The organism is Actinokineospora terrae (genome assembly GCF_900111175.1).
Taxonomy (GTDB): domain Bacteria; phylum Actinomycetota; class Actinomycetes; order Mycobacteriales; family Pseudonocardiaceae; genus Actinokineospora; species Actinokineospora terrae.
On sequence record NZ_FOGI01000003.1, the window covers coordinates 196696 to 212492 of the forward strand.

16 protein-coding genes are annotated in these 15797 nt (G+C 69.7%); 8 read left to right on the forward strand and 8 right to left on the reverse strand.

What is annotated here, in order from left to right:
• Nucleotides 1–96: 96 nt before the first annotated feature.
• Nucleotides 97–1299 carry a sensor histidine kinase gene (locus tag BMY07_RS06950; protein WP_245782250.1) on the forward strand — a complete coding sequence of 401 codons (1203 nt, stop codon included), beginning with the start codon at nt 97–99 and terminating at the stop codon, nt 1297–1299.
• On the forward strand, nt 1275–1943 hold the full coding sequence (locus BMY07_RS06955; RefSeq protein WP_092775641.1) for a response regulator: 669 nt from the start codon (nt 1275–1277) through the stop codon (nt 1941–1943). Before BMY07_RS06950 ends, BMY07_RS06955 begins: the two co-directional genes overlap by 25 nt.
• Before the next feature lie 208 nt (nt 1944–2151).
• On the opposite strand, the gene BMY07_RS06960 is transcribed toward BMY07_RS06955, so the two are convergent.
• Nucleotides 2152–4083 (reverse strand): ABC transporter ATP-binding protein, encoded by a 1932-nt coding sequence (locus BMY07_RS06960; protein WP_092775642.1) that lies wholly within the window; start codon nt 4081–4083, stop codon nt 2152–2154.
• A 347-nt stretch (nt 4084–4430) separates the two neighbouring features.
• On the opposite strand from BMY07_RS06960, the gene BMY07_RS06965 reads away from it, so the two are divergent.
• Nucleotides 4431–5750, forward strand: a complete 1320-nt coding sequence (locus tag BMY07_RS06965; RefSeq protein WP_092775643.1) for an ATP-grasp domain-containing protein — start codon at nt 4431–4433, stop codon at nt 5748–5750.
• Here the strand turns inward: BMY07_RS06965 and BMY07_RS06970 are convergent.
• The 3 genes from BMY07_RS06970 to BMY07_RS06980 form a co-directional block, all read right to left on the reverse strand.
• Nucleotides 5747–6703, reverse strand: a complete 957-nt coding sequence (locus tag BMY07_RS06970) for a 2-oxoglutarate and iron-dependent oxygenase domain-containing protein (protein WP_092775644.1) — start codon at nt 6701–6703, stop codon at nt 5747–5749. The two genes, BMY07_RS06965 and BMY07_RS06970, sit on opposite strands and share 4 nt — an antisense overlap.
• Nucleotides 6704–6769: 66 nt before the next feature.
• Nucleotides 6770–7615 carry a class I SAM-dependent methyltransferase gene (locus tag BMY07_RS06975; protein ID WP_092775645.1) on the reverse strand — a complete coding sequence of 282 codons (846 nt, stop codon included), beginning with the start codon at nt 7613–7615 and terminating at the stop codon, nt 6770–6772.
• Between the two features lie 12 nt (nt 7616–7627).
• Nucleotides 7628–8647, reverse strand: coding sequence for a tRNA-guanine transglycosylase (locus BMY07_RS06980; protein ID WP_092775646.1), 1020 nt, complete (start codon nt 8645–8647; stop codon nt 7628–7630).
• Between the two features lie 144 nt (nt 8648–8791).
• Here BMY07_RS06980 and queC point away from each other — a divergent pair, with 144 nt between their 5' ends.
• The 5 genes from queC to BMY07_RS07005 all read left to right on the forward strand — a co-directional run bounded on the left by queC (nt 8792) and on the right by BMY07_RS07005 (nt 12229).
• Nucleotides 8792–9484: a 7-cyano-7-deazaguanine synthase QueC gene (gene queC, locus BMY07_RS06985; RefSeq protein WP_092775647.1), complete on the forward strand. Its 693-nt coding sequence runs from the start codon at nt 8792–8794 to the stop codon at nt 9482–9484.
• A complete protein-coding gene (gene queE, locus BMY07_RS06990; RefSeq protein ID WP_245782251.1) occupies nt 9484–10122 on the forward strand; it encodes a 7-carboxy-7-deazaguanine synthase in 639 nt (212 codons plus the stop codon). Before queC ends, queE begins: the two co-directional genes overlap by 1 nt.
• The gene (gene queD, locus BMY07_RS06995) at nt 10122–10481 is read left to right on the forward strand and encodes a 6-carboxytetrahydropterin synthase QueD (RefSeq protein ID WP_092775648.1); all 360 of its coding nucleotides are present in this window, start codon (nt 10122–10124) and stop codon (nt 10479–10481) included. Before queE ends, queD begins: the two co-directional genes overlap by 1 nt.
• A gap of 31 nt (nt 10482–10512) precedes the next feature.
• Nucleotides 10513–11466, forward strand: coding sequence for an epimerase (locus BMY07_RS07000; RefSeq protein WP_092775649.1), 954 nt, complete (start codon nt 10513–10515; stop codon nt 11464–11466).
• Between the two features lie 154 nt (nt 11467–11620).
• A complete protein-coding gene (locus BMY07_RS07005; protein WP_092775650.1) occupies nt 11621–12229 on the forward strand; it encodes a hypothetical protein in 609 nt (202 codons plus the stop codon).
• Between the two features lie 53 nt (nt 12230–12282).
• Here BMY07_RS07005 and BMY07_RS07010 read toward each other — a convergent pair whose 3' ends face one another.
• From BMY07_RS07010 to BMY07_RS07025, 4 genes are read right to left on the reverse strand one after another with little or no spacing between them, the layout of a single operon-like run.
• The gene (locus BMY07_RS07010; RefSeq protein ID WP_092775651.1) at nt 12283–13416 is read right to left on the reverse strand and encodes an acyl-CoA dehydrogenase family protein; all 1134 of its coding nucleotides are present in this window, start codon (nt 13414–13416) and stop codon (nt 12283–12285) included.
• Entirely contained in the window at nt 13394–14602 is a 1209-nt protein-coding gene (locus BMY07_RS07015; protein WP_092775652.1) for a class-II aminoacyl-tRNA synthetase family protein, read from the reverse strand. The genes BMY07_RS07010 and BMY07_RS07015 overlap by 23 nt, the downstream gene beginning before the upstream one ends.
• A complete protein-coding gene (locus tag BMY07_RS07020; protein ID WP_092775653.1) occupies nt 14602–14847 on the reverse strand; it encodes a hypothetical protein in 246 nt (81 codons plus the stop codon). Before BMY07_RS07020 ends, BMY07_RS07015 begins: the two co-directional genes overlap by 1 nt.
• Nucleotides 14848–15714, reverse strand: coding sequence for a 3-hydroxyacyl-CoA dehydrogenase family protein (locus tag BMY07_RS07025; protein ID WP_281245044.1), 867 nt, complete (start codon nt 15712–15714; stop codon nt 14848–14850). It abuts the gene before it with no gap.
• Nucleotides 15715–15797 lie beyond the last annotated feature (83 nt).

A 15797-nucleotide genomic window follows, 5' to 3' on the forward strand; every position in this document is an offset into this window, starting at 1 on the left:
CGCGCCGGGAGGCCCGCGACAATCGTGCTAGGGCGAGTGTTGGGACTATACCTAGCACTACTGCCAAGCCCGGATCCCCCGCCTATTCTGGACGTCGTGTTCCCGTCATTCCCGCGCCACGACGCCCTCTCGGCACTCACGCGCGGCCCACTCCGATTCCTGACCTCGGCGTGGCCGTGGCGCTCGTTGGCATACCTGTCGATGAGCGGGCTGTCAGGTGGCGCGGTGTTGGCGATCCCGCTGGTGCTGATCTTCAAGCTCCGCGCGCCCGATCTGGTGGTGATCTCGGTCGCCGCGGTGCTCACCGTCATCTTCGTGCGCCTGATCGGGTTGCCGTTCGAGCTGTGGCGGCTGCGGCTGCTGGACCCGGAACTGGCCGCCCAGGTGCCGATCCGCAGGAGGTTGGCGCCCCGGCAGCTCGGCTACGTGGTCACCTCGATGATGGCGTTGTGGTGGATCGACGTCGGGGTGCTGGTCTTCTCGCTGGGGGCGCCCCTGCTCCTGCTCAGCGCGCCGCTGCAACCCGACGCGTCGACCTGGCTCGGGATCTGGTTGGCCGTGCTGGGCGGCATGCTGCTGTTCGTGTCCGCGTACCCGATGACCGCGTGGATGGGCGCGCGGGCGGCGCTGGCGAGGGCGATCCTCTTCCCGCAGGACCGGGCGTTGGGCGAGATCGTCCGCTCGCGGGCGCGGTTAGTCGACGCGTTTGAGGCCGAGCGGCGGCGCATCGAGCGCGATCTGCACGACGGCGCACAGCAGCGACTGGTGATGCTGACCATCAAGTTGGGCCTGGCCCAGCTGGACGCGCCACCGGGGTCACCGCTGGCGACCGAACTGCATGACGCGCACGCCTTGGCGGTCGACGCGTTGGCCGAGCTGCGGGAGCTGATTCGCGGCATTCACCCGAAGGTGCTCACCGATCGGGGGTTGGCGGCCGCGATCCAGGACGTGGCGGGGCATTCGGAGGTGCCGGTGAAGGTCGACGTGCTGGTGACCGAGCGCCTGCCCGCCACCATCGAGTCCGCCGCCTTCTACGCGGTGTCCGAGGCGCTCACCAACGTGGCCAGGCACAGCGGGGCGACCCGGTGCTCGGTGCGGGGCGAGGTGCGCGACGACCTGCTGCTGGTGGAGGTGGTCGACGACGGGGTCGGCGGCGCGGACATCGGTCGGGGGTCCGGGTTGCAGGGCCTGGCCGACCGGCTGGCCGTGGTGGAGGGCACACTGGTGGTGTCCAGTCCGGTCGGTGGGCCGACCACGCTGCGAGTGGGGATACCGTGCCGGACCGGCAGCTCCGAATAGTCGTCGCCGACGACGCCGTGTTGTTGCGCGAAGGCCTGGTCGGGTTGCTGGAACGCTTCGGGCACAAGGTCGTCGCCTCGGTCGGGGACCCCGACGCGTTGCTGGCCGCGGTGGACGCGGACACGCTGGACATCGTGGTGACCGATGTGCGGATGCCGCCGACGTTCACCGACGAGGGCATGCGGGCCGCGCTGGCCCTGCGGCGGGCGTGGCCCGATCTGCCGGTGCTGGTGCTGAGCCAGTACGTCGAGCAGACCTCCGCCGCGGACCTGCTCGACTCCGGTGGGGGCGTGGGGATCGGCTACCTGCTCAAGGACCGGATCGGTGACATCGCGCAGTTCGTCGACGCGGTGGTCCGGGTGGCCGACGGGGGTACGGCGATCGACCCGGAGGTGGTGCGGTCGCTGGTTTCCCAGACCCAGCAACCGATCCACCGGTTGACCAGCCGCGAGCGGGAAGTGCTGGCGCTCATGGCCGAGGGGCGCTCCAACGCGTCCATCGCCACGACCCTGGTCATCACCGAGGCCGCCGTCGCCAAGCACATCGCGTCGATCCTCACCAAACTCGACCTCCCGCCCGCCACCGAGGGAAACCGCCGAGTCCTCGCCGTCCTCGCCTACCTCCGCGACACCGACCCGCCCTGACACCAAGCACACCGCGCCAGCCCAACCCCGAACTGCCGTCACGCACCAGCCAGCCCACCACCACCACCACCTCTGACTCTGACTCTGACTCTGACTCTGACTCTGACTCTGACTCTGACTCTGACTCTGACTCTGACTCTGACAAGGGTTACCGCACCTCCCGCCTGCCGCCGCGCACCACGTACGCCTACGCGAGAAGGGCTGAGTTCTAGGCGTGGTGCGGGTTTGTGGGGTGTTGGGCGTTCTCCGGGGTGTCGCGGTAGGAGTTGGCTTGGAGGTTGTAGAGGTCGGCGTAGAGGGGGTTGGTGGTCATGAGGTGGTGGTGGGTTCCGGTTTGGGTGACGCGGCCCTGGTGGAGGATCACGATGACGTCTGCGTGTCGGACGGAGGCCAGGCGGTGGGTGATGAGGATGACGGTGCGGCCTGTTTGGAGGGTGCGGAGGGATTCGTAGACTGCGGCCTCGGCTCTGGCGTCGAGGGCCGCGGTGGGTTCGTCGCAGATGAGAATCGGGGCGTCGCGGTAGAGGGCTCTGGCGACGCTGAGGCGTTGCCACTGGCCGCCGGACAGGTCGTGGCCGTCGCGGAATCTCGTGGTGAGCAAGGAGTCCCAGCCGTGGGACAGGGTGGCGACGACGGCGGCGGCGCCGGAGTCGTGGGCGACGCGGTCGAGGTGGTGCTCGCCGGGGTCGACGCGGTCGGGGCGGCCCAGTGTCACCGCGTGCCGGGCGGTCAACGGCCACCGGGTGGGGTCCTGCATCACCACGGCCACGTTGTCGGCGACGGACGCGGCGTCGACGGTGAGCAGGTCGACCCCGTCCCAACTGATCACCCCCGACGCCGGGGCGTAGAGACCGGCGAGCAGCTTGGCCAGTGTCGACTTGCCCGACCCGTTCTCGCCCACGAGTGCGACGACCTGACCGCGGCGGATCGTCAGGTCGACGTCCGTGAGCGCGTCCTTGGTCGCGCCCGGGTAGCGGAACGACACACCCCGCACGTCGATGACCTCTGGCGCTACCGGCGCCTGTCTGCCGATCGGCTTCCTGGTCCTCTTGTCCACGAGCGCCAGGAACCCCTGGAGATCGTTGATGTAGAGCGACTTCTCGAACAGTCGGTTCGCGGCGAGCACCACTTGTGTCAGTGACGAGCGCACAGTACGGATCGCCAACAAAGCCGCACCGGCAACGGCCAGTGGCGTGGCGCCGATGTAGAGCAGCCAGCCGAGTGTCACGTAGGCGAAGGCGATGCCCGCGCCGGAGAGCGCCCGCCCGACCAGGCTCACCCGGGTTTGCCTTGCCCCCAGGGCGATCTGCGCGTCCTCCATGACCCGCGAGTGCCGGTCGTGCTCGGCGAGCAGGAACGCCTGGGCGCCGAAGACCCGCACCTCGGCGGCGGACTCCTTGGCGGCCAGTTGGTCCGTGGTCAGCGACCGCCTGCGCCTGGTCTCGATGGTGGTCGCGACGAACTCGTACTCCAAGCGGGCATTGCGCAGCGTCGACCACGTCTCCGGCACGACGGACAGCAGCAGCACCGGTAGGAGCAGCGGGTGCAACAACGCGGCCGTCGCCGCGGTCGCGGCGAGCGAGATGAGCCCGCCGACCACGACGATGGCCTGCTGGGTGGCCGATTCCACGGCATCCATGCCCGCGTACCGGGACCGTTCGAGGTCGTCGTGGAAGGCGGGTTCGTCGAACGCGACCAGGTCGACCCGCGACAGCGCCTCGGCCAGGTCGCGCTCCACCCGGTGCCGGACCTTGGGGCTCAACCGCATGGTCGCCCCGGACACCACTGTGTCCGCGATCCCGCGCACCGCGAAAGCGCCTGCCAGCACCGCCAAAGCCGGACCGGCGTCCGCTAACCGCTCCGGTGTCGGTCCGGCGACGAACAGCGAGGCCAGCACCGTGGTGACGGCGAGCAGGCCCAACGCCGTCACGAGCCCGGACACCACCTGGGCGAGGAACCCGAGGAGCACGGCGACCCGGTCGGCGCGCCACGCCACCCCGGCCACCAACCCCAGTGCCCTGGGCAGTGCCCGCACCAGCCGCACCAGGCTGGCTCCGATCACCTGGTCGGCGTGCCCGAACCACACCGGTGCGGACAGTTCCGCCAGCGGTGCCGCCGGTGTCGGCCTCGTGCCTGCCATCGGTTCTCCCCCTTCGTGGCCTTCGCGGACGAGGATCCGGGCGAGCACCGACAATCCCGGGCGGTCGTCATCGTCCCGGTGGCTCGGCCGCCGGGGTGGACCTGCGGATCTCACCCCATCCGGTGAAGTCGCTGGTTGGGTTGGTGTCCACCCGGGTACGCCTGCGGATCGTTGGAGTTGTTCGCAATTGTCGGCGGATCCCACTAGGCTCGGTGGTGGGAGACAGAAGCGCGGTCGGGGGCCGGTGTCGCGACGGGGGCCGTTGTCGCGACGGGCGCGGTTGTCGGCTGCTCGCGCGCAGGTCCACGACCGGGTCGATTCGGCTGACGGCAACAGGGGTGAAACCGATGCAGGACAACGGCGACGAGTTCTACGTCGACGTGGCGCTTCCCGGACTCGAGGGCTTCGGGGAGGTCGAGATCCGGTGTGGTCTGCTGCGCAAGATGGGCTTGAGATCGCTGGTGCTGGCCGCGCCGGAGTCCGTGCAGCGGTACGTCGACCACGCCGATGTGGTCCTGGCGTGCGACGACGTCTACTCGACCGAGGTGACAGCGGCGGTGTTGGAGCCGTACCGCGGGCGGCTGGCCAACTGGGTCACGTTGAACGACAAGGTCTGGCACATGCAGTTGGGTGTGTCGGACCGGTTGGGCATCTCGTTCCCCGGTAGGCGCGGGCAGCTCAACTGCCGGATCAAACCCCTGCTGCGCGAGGTGTTGTCGGAGGTCATGCCGACCGGGTTCGTGGTGCTCGACCGGGACGAGCTGTCCCGGGAGCGGGTGGCCGAGCTGGGTGAGCAGTTGGGCTACCCGTTCATCGTCAAGCCCATCTGGGGTAGCGGCGGGTCCTACGTGGAGATCATCGATGGCCCCGAGCAGGGGTACGACCTGATCAGCACGGTCTTCACCGAACTGGCCGAGGACACCGGCATCCACACCTTCCGCACCGACGACGGCCGGGAGTGGGACCCGCGCAGGCAGTTGCTGGTGGAGCAGTTCGTCACCGGCCGCGAGCTGTCGCTGGAGGCGTTCGTCCAGCACGGCAGGCTGACCAGCATGCTCACCCAGGAGAAGTACTTCTGGGACAGCGACGGCGCCTACCGGTTCGAGACGGCGAACCTGTGCCCGACGCCGTTCCTGAGCGAGTCCGAGCACGCGGTCATCCACGCCGCGATGCAGGAGGCGGTGACGGCGCTCGGCGTGGACGACACCTTCGTCCACATCGAGTTCAAGTGGGACGGCAGCGCGGCGCACATGATCGAGCTGAACCCGCGCCTCGGCGGCGGTGCCGTGCCGCAGACGCTGGACAACTGGTTCGGCGTCGACACCCGGCAGATGCGGTTTCAACTGCTGGTGGGCGAGGCCCTGCCGGAGAAGTTCGAGGGCCGCGACGGGTTCACCCTCGGCGTGTTCGTCAACGCGCACGAGTCGGGCACCTTCCGCGAGCTGGAGGGCCTGTCCTGGGTGCACGCCCAGCCGGAGTTCAGCTTCGAGCAGAAGTACCTGCGGGAGGGCCAGCACATCCCGCCGCGCGACGGGTCCAAGGCGAACCGGGTGAACTGGCTCTACTGCTACGACGCCTTCTACGACTGCCACGACGTCGACCAGATCGACCGGCTCTACGCCGAGACCCGCAAGCGGGTCCAGCTGAGGTTCGCCGAGTCGCACTAGAAGATCTCGCCGACCCTGGCCCACTCCCGTTCCCCCACGACGAACGCCGCCCCGTCACCGGTCAACCACGAGTTGCCCCGGGGTACGACGGCGCCCGCGAGCCGGGCGCTGTCCGCGGTGGTCAGGGGGCGCAGGGTGCTGCGCAGGTCCGGGAGGAAGAACGTGATCAGTGAGATCCGGTCGCGGGCCAGCGATGCGTTGTGCACCCGGTGCACGCACGCGCGGTAATAGCCGCGGCTCCATAGCTCCAACAGTTCACCGGTGAAGACAACGCAACACCCGTCCGGTGGCACTACCGGTATCCACTCCCCTGAGCTCGTGCGCACCTCCAGCCCAGGGGTGTCCTGCACGCTGACCGTCACCATCCCGCTGTCGGTGTGCGCGGCCAACCGGGCCCCGTCCGCGTAACCGGACGGGTTGGCGTAGTAGATGACCCGCGCGAAGGAGGACAGCTCGGCCCCGAACGGCGCGTCCGCCCGCCCCAGCACGGCGGGTTGGTCCAGGGTGGCCGCCAGCGCGCCGACCACCGCCGCGCCGATCCTGGCCTGGTGCGCCGAGTACGCCTCGATGGCGGCGCGGAAGCCGGGCAGCAGGGCCTCGGCGGGCCACTGGTTGCCGCCGTACATCCGGTAGTACGGCGGTGGATCGGCGACGGCGGGCGGGGCGTCCTCCTTGCCGAACTCGAAGGACTCCTTCAGGTCCGCGGCGCCGTTGGTGCTCTCCTCGCCGACGCCCACGTAGCCGCGGTAGGCGGAGGACAGGGAGATCGACAGGGCCTGCTTGTCGGCAGGCGGCAGCGCGAAGAACCGGCGGGAGATGTCGAACGGGTGGGACGCGGTACCGGGGCCGCTGTCCAAGTAGAACAGCCCGATGTCCTTGGTGGCCGTGTGGACCACGTCCACCGTCCCCGGGTCCCTGGCCACCACGTCGTCGAGGGATACGGTGGGAATCACGCTGCCTCCCCGGTCAACGCCGAAACGAGGGCAGTTTACCGACGTCCCAGCAGGGCGCGGCGAACTTCAACCCGGTCGGACTACCAGGCAGATCTCGTCCTCGGTGCGGAACTCGCCCACCTCGGTGAAGCCGTACTCGGCGAAGAAGCGGCGCAGCACACCGGTCTCGCGGCGTTCGATGTCCTGGCGCTTGGCCATGGCGGTGCGGGAGCCGCTGAAGACCAGCAGGTCGGCCGGGGTGCGGGCGAGGACCTCCAGCGCCTTGGGCGAGCGGCGGGCGACCACCGGCAGCACCTTGAGCACCAGGGCGACGTCGAGCCGGGTGGGCAGCCCCTGCTCGACCAGCGCGGGCCAGTCCTCGGTCAGGTCCCAGCGCACCGGGTGGATCCGCTGGTCGACGCGAGCGTGCGCGGACACCGCGCGGATGGCCTCGGGGTCGGTGTCGACGGCCCACAGGTGGCTCACCGGTGGGTCGTCGAGCGGGAACACCAACGGCAAGACGCCGCAGCCGACGTCGATGATGTTGTTAGGGCTACCGATGTGGTCGAACAGTTGGCTGAAGAAGCTGTCGATGGTGCCAAGACGCTCGGCAGTGGACACGTGCCCGGAGACCACGGCCTGGATGGCCTCGGCGGAGTGCTCCTCGACCAGCCTGTCGACGGCCGCGGTGGCGGAGGACTCGGCGGGCCGGTAGCGGCGGAGGTGGTGGTAGATCTCCTTCTTGGCCGCGGTCGCGGCGTCCCGGTAGACGCGCAACCGCTTGACCTTGTCCACCGACTCGGCGTCGCCCACCGCGCTGACCAGGGCGCGGTTGCGGCCGAAGGACTCCACCACCATGTCCACCGCGTCGTCGTGCTCGATGCGGTAGCGCCGGACTATGTCGCCTGCCAGGTCAGCGGCCAGCGAGCGCATCAGGTCGATGGCTCAGCCCACCAGTTCCCGCCACGAGCGCTCCAGGGCGCTGTTCGGGAACCACCTGCCGTGCACCTCCAGGATCTCCGCCAGGTACGCGTCCAGGGTGTCCGCGTCGAGCCGGGCGTTGATCTCCTCCATGGTGGCGCAGATAGTCCACAGGTTGTGCAAGAACAGTTCCTCGCCCTCGGGGAACGAGGTGGGGTCCTCGGCGCAGGCAGGGCAAGCGCAGCTGTACTCCCCCGCCTTCAGCGGCCCGGGGTCCCGGATGGCGCCGTACGGGGTCATGTACCAGCCGTCACGGGCGAAGTGGCCATAAGAGGCCGAGTCGAAGATGTTGACGCCACAGGCCACTAGGAACGGCAGCTCACACGGGTCGCCCGCGCCATAGAGGTGCATGGGCACGTCCGGGCCGATGACCTCGCGCGCGTCCTTGGCGACGGCACCGACGAAGCCCATGTCGTGGTTGCGGTTGAAGAACGGCACCAGGCTGCCCAGCGCCAGGTAGCGCACTCCCATGTCACGCAGGGTGCGCACGCTGCGGTGGCGCAGGTCCATGTACCGACCGCCCTGGGTGACCCCCGCCAGGATGCCGCGCTCGACCAGCCCGAGCGCCTGCCGGATGCGCTTCTCGGTGGCGGTGAGCTTCGCCTCGGCGGTCGACCGGGAGTCACCGGGCGGGGTGACCAGGTCGAGCGGGGCGAGGATGTCGCTGCCGATGCGGTCCTGGAACCGGACGATGTCGCGGTTGTCCAGGTACAGCTTGCGGGTGAACCCCTGGAACGCCCCGGAGTCGGTGGTGACCAGCCCGTCGAAGCCGAGGTAGTCGTGCAGGCCCTGCTCCAGGACCTGTTCCCGCAGGTCGCGCTGCTTGTAGAGGAAGTACGAGTTGACGATGCAGCCGTCCACCCGCGGGCCGTCGACCCAGCTCTCCAGCAGGCCGTGCTGGCGGTGCGGCTGGTACACCGGGAGGAACAGGGGAAGCCGGTGTTTGCTCTCCCGATTGGTCACGAATACCCGCGAGGCCCGCATCGACCCAGTCTAACCAGCGTGAACACGTGTCACCGAGGCAGGCGCGGGAGGCCTGGGTGAGCCGGGCCACTGACCCGACCGGAGTAGGCTGGCCCGGGGAACACGGGCACCTGGCCTGGGGAACAAGGAGAGGGTCGGACAAGCGTGACAGCGACGAAGCCGAAGGCGGTTGTGCTGCTCAGCGGCGGTCTGGACTCGGCGACGGTCCTGGCGATCGCCGCCGCGGACGGCTTCGAGACCTACGCGCTCAGCTTCCGGTACGGCCAACGGCACTCGGTAGAACTAGAGGCTGCCGGACGGGTCGCGACGGCGCTCGGGGCCAGCAAGCACGTAGTGGCCGACATCGACCTGCGGGTGTTCGGCGGCTCCGCGCTGACCGACGACTCGATCGACGTCCCGCACCACGACAGCGTCGCCGGGGTCACCCAGGACATCCCGATCACCTACGTGCCCGCGCGCAACACCATCTTCCTGTCCTTCGCGCTGGCCTGGGCCGAGACGCTGGGGTCGCAGGACATCTTCATCGGGGTGAACGCGCTCGACTACAGCGGGTACCCGGATTGCAGGCCGGAGTACATCGAGGCCTACCAGGCGATGGCCAACCTGGCGACGAAGGCGGGGGTCGAGGGCAGTCAGAACCTCACCATCCACATGCCGCTGGTAGCGCTGACGAAGGCGGAGACCATCCAGCGCGGGTTGGAGCTAGGGGTCGACTACGGCCTCACGCACAGCTGCTACGACCCGGTCGACGGTCGGGCCTGCGGCAGCTGCGACTCCTGCCTGCTGCGCGACCGCGGCTTCGCCGACCTCGGGCTGACCGACCCGGCGCTGGCCTGATGTACCTGGTCAAGGAGATCTTCTACACCCTGCAGGGCGAGGGGACGCACGCGGGCAGGCCGTCGGTGTTCTGCCGGTTCAGCCTCTGCAACCTGTGGACCGGCCGCGAGAAGGACCGGCACCGCGCGATCTGCACGTTCTGCGACACCGACTTCATCGGCACCGATGGCCCCGGGGGCGGGCGGTTCGCCACCGCGGCCGACCTCGCCGCCGCCATCTCCGCGGCGTGGGCGGGCGCCGCGCACCCGCGCAGCAAGCCGTACGTCGTGTGCACCGGCGGGGAACCGTTGCTGCAGCTGGACAAGGACGCGGTCGACGCGCTGCACGACGCCGGGTTCGAGGTCGCGGTCGAGACGAACGGGACCCGCCCGGCGCCGCCCGGGCTCGACTGGGTCTGCGTGTCGCCGAAGTCCACCGCCGAGGTCGTGCTGACCAGCGGCGACGACCTGAAGCTGGTCTACCCGCAGCCCGACGCGCAGCCGGAGCGGTTCGAGCACCTCGACTTCGCGCACTTCCTGCTCCAGCCGATGGACGGCCCGGACGTCGAGGCCAACACGCGCGCCACCGTCGAGTACTGCCTGCGCCACCCGCAGTGGCACCTGAGCCTGCAGACCCACAAGTACCTGGGAATAGCCTGATGGAGATCTTCCGCGAGTTCACCTTCGAGGCCGCGCACCGGCTCCCGAACGTCCCGGAAGGGCACAAGTGCGCGCGGCTGCACGGGCACTCCTACCGCGTGGAGGTAGCGGTATCCGGGCCGGTGGACCCGGTCGCGGGCTGGGTCATGGACTTCGGTGACCTGAAGGCCGCGGTGCGACCGGTGATCGCGGAGCTCGACCACTACTACCTCAACGAGATCGCCGGTCTGGAGAACCCGACCAGCGAGGTGCTCGCGGAGTGGTTGTGGGGACGGCTTCGGGCAACGTTGCCGTTGTCGGCCATCACGGTGCGGGAGACCTGCACCTCGGGCTGCACCTACCGTGGTGAATCGCACTGATTGGCGTTGTCCACCGGCGGTAGCCTGACTCATGAAGGTCGTGGTGCCCGGCGGGACCGGGAATGTCGGGGGATTCCTGAGCCGCGCGCTGGCCGCGGCCGGGCACGAGGTCGTCGTCCTGAGTCGGCGGGCGGTCGACGTCGGCGGTGGTGTGCGGTCGGTCCGCTGGGACGGGCGCACCTCGGGGGCGTGGGCCGGTGAGATCGACGGCTGCGACGCGGTGATCAACCTCGCCGGGCGCAGCGTCAGCTGCCGGTACACCGAGGAGAACCTGCGGGAGATGATGTCGTCCCGTGTGGACTCGGCGCGGGCCGTCGGCTCCGCGATCGCGGCGGCCGCGACGCCACCCCGGGTGTGGTTGCAGATGAGCACGGCGACGATCTACGCCCACCGCGACGACGCTCCCAACGACGAGGCGACGGGCATCATCGGCGGGTCGGAGCCTGACGTGCCGGGGCACTGGGCGTTCAGCGTGGAGATCGCCAAGCAGTGGGAACTGGCGCAGCAGGAGGCATCCACGCCGGAAACGCGCAAAGTCGCGCTGCGGACCGCGATGGTGATGAGCCCGGACCGGGGCAGCGTCTTCGACGTGCTGTCCTGGATGGCGCGGCTCGGCCTCGGCGGACCGGTGGGCGGGGGACGGCAGTACGTGTCGTGGATCCACGGGCACGACTTCCTGCGGGCGGTGGAGTACCTGCTCGCCGCGGACGTTGTGGGCGCGGTCAACGTGGCGGCTCCGGACCCCTTGCCGCAGCGCGAGTTCGTGCGGGTGCTGCGCCGCGCCTGGGGGATGCCCGTGGGACTCCCGGCGACCAGGTGGATGGCCGAGATCGGGGCGTTCGCGCTGCGGTCGGACACGGAGCTGCTGCTCAAGAGCCGCCGAGTGGTCCCGGGGCGGCTGCTGGCGGCTGGATTCACGTTCGACCACGGGCTGTGGCGGGACGCGGCAGCAGACCTGGTGCGAGCTCGGCGCGCGCTGAGCTGAACCAGGCCGACTTGTCCCGCTGTACGGATTGCGAAGGTCTCCGCGTTCGGGTGTCACGGAGCCGGGCAAGATCACGAAGCTCAGATCGCGCCACATCGGACAGATCGGGTGGCGCGGCACCCGCAGTCGACCAGTGACAGGAACGTGAGCACGCATGTACCCCCGTCCACTCAGGATCTTCGCCGTCGTCGCGGTCGGCCTGCTCGCGACAACGGCCTGCGGCCCCCAGGACACCCCGGCCGCCATCAGTTCGGCGGCCCCCACGTCGGCCACCAGCGCGGCGGCGTCGGCCACGGTCCTGCCGCAGGGCGAGATCCCGGGTTCGGCGGCGGCCTCGGCCACGGCCGCGCCCGCGGGCAGCTCCGTCCCCGCGACCCCGACGGCGCGGATGACGTACGGCGAGTCGATGGGCTACGCGCTGCCCACCACCAAGGACTGGGCCACCGCGCTGGAGGTCCGGGTCACCGACCTGGCCGCCACCAGGGGGATGGCGGCCGGGACGTTCGAGATCAGCATCGCGAACCGCACCGGCGACCCGTTCGACCTGGACAAGCCGCGGGTCCGCGCGGTCGACTCGACGGGCACGACCGTGGCCGAGCTGACGAGGTCCGCCGGGAACGACGTCCTCTTCAAGACCCTGCCCAGCCCTGCCGTCGTCCTGGCTCCGTTCAGCCTGCCGGTGCAGGCGAAGGACGTGTCGATCTGGGTGCAGCCCTCGCCGACCAGCACCGAGATCACCAGTTGGAGCACCGACGGCAACTGAGCGGGTGTCGGATCTCCGGGCTCGTCAGCGGGCCCGGAGATGCGCGCGCGGGGTCAGCGGTGGGTGAGGGTCAGGTCGGCGATCTGGAGTTGTTGGATCTGGGTCGTGCCCTCGATGATCTCCTGGATCTTGGCGTCGCGGAGGTGGCGTTGGACCGGGTAGTCGGGGCCCACTCCGTTGGCACCGTGGAGTTGGACGGCCGCGGTGGCGGTGGTGTAGGCGGTCTGGGACGCGAAGTACTTGGCTATCAGGGTTTGGCGGATGGCGTCCCGATGGGAGGTGGCGCGCATGATTCCGGCCTGGTGGCACAGCAGGCGCGCGGCTTCCACCGAGGTGATCATGTCGGTGAGGGACTGGCGGACCAGTTGGTGCTCCGCCAGCGGGACGCCGAACTGGGTGCGGGTCCGGGTGTAGTCGAGGGTGGCGTCCAGGCAGGCCTGGGCGAGGCCGACCGAGCCGTAGGCCGTGCTGTAGCGGCCGTAGTCCAATGAGGACGTCGCCACCAGGTCGAAGGTCAGCCTGCCGTGGCTGAGCAGGCTCGACTCGGGGACCACGACCGAGTCGAGCACGACCTCGCCCAGCTCGGAGGCCCGGAGACCGAGCAGGCCGGTGATGGGCGAGACGGTCAAGCCGGGGGTGTCGCGCTCGACCACGAACGCGGCCGGGTCGTCGTCCAGGCGGGCGAACAGCAGGAAGACACCGGCGCGCTGGGCGAAGCTGAGCCACTTCTTGTGGCCGGTGATCTCGAACCCGCCCGGCACCCGGCGAGCCGTGGTCGTGCCGTTGCGGGCGTCGCTGCCGACGTCGGGTTCGGTGAGGGCGAACGCGCCGATGGTGGTGCCGGTGCCGATGGCCGGGACCCAGCGGTCGGCCAGTTCCTTGCTGCCCCACCGGAGAACCGCGTGCGCGACCATGCCCTGCACCGCGACCAGGTTGCGGACCGACCCGCAGCCGCGCCCCAACTCCTCGCTCAACAACCCGTACGTCACCACGTCCATCCCCGTGCCGCCCGCCTCGGACGGCAGCGTGGGCACCAGCCAGCGCGCGGCGGCGAGGTCCTTGATGACCGCGTCGTCGAGGCGTTCGGTGTGGTCCCAGGCGCCCGCGTGCGGGATGAGGCGTTCGTCGGTGAAGCGGGCGAAAGCGGTCTGGGCGTCGCGCTGGTCAGTGGTGAGACCGTGCAGCACCTGGGTCCCCAATCCGGTCGGTGACGGACGTGGGCCAACCGGCGGGGTCGGTGCCGTGTTGGCAGAGGAACGCGTAGGCGAGCCGCTCCAGGCCGAACCCGACGCACCCGCTGGCCACGCCAGCACCGTCGGGACCGGTGATGCCGAAGGACTCGCCGAAGAAGTGGCCGTGCAGGTTGAACGAGCCCACCGCGATCGTGCGGTCCGCCGCGACCGGGACGCGCAGCTCGAACTTCAGCTCCATCATCCGCTGCGACAGGATCTTGCCCGCGGTGTCGGCGTTGCCGAAGAAGTGGTCGTTGGCGACCTCGCAGTGCCCCGCGAGCCCCAACTCCTCCAGCAGCGCGTACGCCCCGGCCATCACCGCGTCGCGGCACTCGGTGGCGAACGACTCGCCGCCGAGGAACACGATCTCGCGGATGGTGAAGTCCCACAGGCGTTCCATGCTGGTGTGGTACCGGGACTCGTGGCGGAAGGACTTGCCGCGCGCGGTCACCACCATCTCCTCGGCAAGCCGGCGGCCGGTGTACTGGTGGTAGGTGTGGTAGCACATCGTCGGCGGCAGGCAGTAGTCCTTGTCGCCGCACTGGTCGAACAGGTCGTCCGGCAGCCGCCCCTCGGTGCGGTAGCGGTCGACGAACCCGGTGTAGACGTCGATGTCGCTGTGCAGCCTGGTGACGAACATCGCGAACTGCGGGAACGACCCGAAGTACCCGAACCGGTCCAACACGCTGGTGGGCAACAGGGTCGGGTACCGGAACTCCCGCGAGCGCGGCAACACCAACGCGATCGACCGCAGCCGCGCGTCCAGGTAGTCCACAAGGGACAGCACCGGTTCGCCGAACCCGACCTGCCCCTCACCGGCGACGAACGCCGCGTCGGTGGCCAGCAGCAGCGGGAACGGGTCGGTGAACGACTCGACCGACACCGGCGACCGCCACACCTGCCGCGGCGGCAACGCGCGCTGGGTCAACACCTCGGCCGCGACGACTTTCCCGATTTTCGCCGTGATGGCCGATTCCGCCACTTCGCCGGAAAGGACCAGGTCGACCGCGGTGATAACGCCGCCCTCGGCCACCAGGTCGAACTCGGCAATGGCACTGGAGACGAAGAACAGCCGTTTCGCCAGTTCTGGCGCCAGCCCGTCGGGAACCGGTTCGGGCAGCGCCACCCGCAGCGCGCGCATCACACCGCGGCGAGTTTGCGGGCGACCAGCTCGTCGACCCGGTCGACGCTGCGGAAGTGGTCGAACTGCAGGTCGTCGCCGGTCACCTGGACCCCGAACTCCTGCTCGACGAACACCACCAGCTGCATCACGAACATCGACCGCACCAGGCCGCGCTCGAAGATGTCGTCGCTGTCGGCGAGCTCGGTCTCGGCGATGTTGTCCAGGACGAACTCCCGGATCCTGGCCTTGTTGTCCGCGCCCATCTACCCCGCCTTTCCGGACGCGCCAGCGCCGGATCCGTAGTGGAAGAAGCCCTGCCCGCTCTTGCGGCCGTGCAGCCCCGCGTCGACCATGCTGGTCAGCAGCGGGCACGGCCGGTACTTGCTGTCCTTGAACTCGTCGTGGAGCACCTCGATGGAGAGCAGGACGGTGTCCAGGCCGATCAGGTCGGCGGTCTCCAGCGGGCCCATGGTGTGGCCGAAGCACTCGACGAAGAGCCGGTCGATGTCGGCCGCGGTGCCCACGCCCTCGTGCAGCAGGAACACCGCCTCGTTGACGGTCAGCATCATCACCCGGTTGGTGACGAACCCGGGCGAGTCGTTGACCACCACGCTCTTCTTGCCCAGTGCGGTGATGAACTCCCGCATCCGCCCCAGCGTGTCCTCCGACGTGCGCCGACCGCGGATGACCTCGACGGTCGGCTTGAGCGGCACCGGGTTCATGAAGTGGGTGCCCACCACGTCCTCGGGGCGCCCGGTCAGCGCGCCGAGCCGGGTGATCGGGATGGCCGAGGTGTTGACCCCGACCGGGGTGCCCGGGGCGAGCAGCTCGCCGAGCCGCCGGTAGATCGGCGCCTTGACCTCGAAGCGCTCGGTGGCGTTCTCCACCACCAGGTCGGCGCCCGCGAGATCGGCCAGGTCGGTGCTGAACACCGTGCCGTCGACGACCTCGGCTGCGGTGATGGCCGACCCCGGTGCCAGCAGCGCGTAGAGCCGGACGTCGTCGGCGATCGTGCGTCGTACGCTGTCCAGGACGCTGGTCTCGCGGTCGACGAGCACGACCGAGAACCCGGCCTGGCGCAGGGCGATCGTGACGCCCCGGCCCATGACCCCAGCCCCGACCACGCCCACGGTATGAACGCTGGCCACTGCCGATTCAACCCCCTCGCCGCACCACCCGGGGACCGGGTGGGAAATCGTGTGAGTTCGACACC

What these genes read in the sequence shown, in the direction of transcription:
- BMY07_RS07005 (WP_092775650.1), top strand. Translation starts at nt 11,621, where the DNA reads ATGTACCCCCGTCCACTCAGGATCTTCGCCGTCGTCGCGGTCGGCCTG.
- BMY07_RS06975 (WP_092775645.1), bottom strand. Translation starts at nt 7,615, where the DNA reads ATGCGCTCGCTGGCCGCTGACCTGGCAGGCGACATAGTCCGGCGCTAC.
- queE (WP_245782251.1), top strand. Translation starts at nt 9,484, where the DNA reads ATGTACCTGGTCAAGGAGATCTTCTACACCCTGCAGGGCGAGGGGACG.
- BMY07_RS07015 (WP_092775652.1), bottom strand. Translation starts at nt 14,602, where the DNA reads ATGCGCGCGCTGCGGGTGGCGCTGCCCGAACCGGTTCCCGACGGGCTG.
- queD (WP_092775648.1), top strand. Translation starts at nt 10,122, where the DNA reads ATGGAGATCTTCCGCGAGTTCACCTTCGAGGCCGCGCACCGGCTCCCG.
- BMY07_RS06965 (WP_092775643.1), top strand. Translation starts at nt 4,431, where the DNA reads ATGCAGGACAACGGCGACGAGTTCTACGTCGACGTGGCGCTTCCCGGA.
- BMY07_RS07020 (WP_092775653.1), bottom strand. Translation starts at nt 14,847, where the DNA reads ATGGGCGCGGACAACAAGGCCAGGATCCGGGAGTTCGTCCTGGACAAC.
- BMY07_RS06980 (WP_092775646.1), bottom strand. Translation starts at nt 8,647, where the DNA reads ATGCGGGCCTCGCGGGTATTCGTGACCAATCGGGAGAGCAAACACCGG.
- BMY07_RS06960 (WP_092775642.1), bottom strand. Translation starts at nt 4,083, where the DNA reads ATGGCAGGCACGAGGCCGACACCGGCGGCACCGCTGGCGGAACTGTCC.
- BMY07_RS07000 (WP_092775649.1), top strand. Translation starts at nt 10,513, where the DNA reads ATGAAGGTCGTGGTGCCCGGCGGGACCGGGAATGTCGGGGGATTCCTG.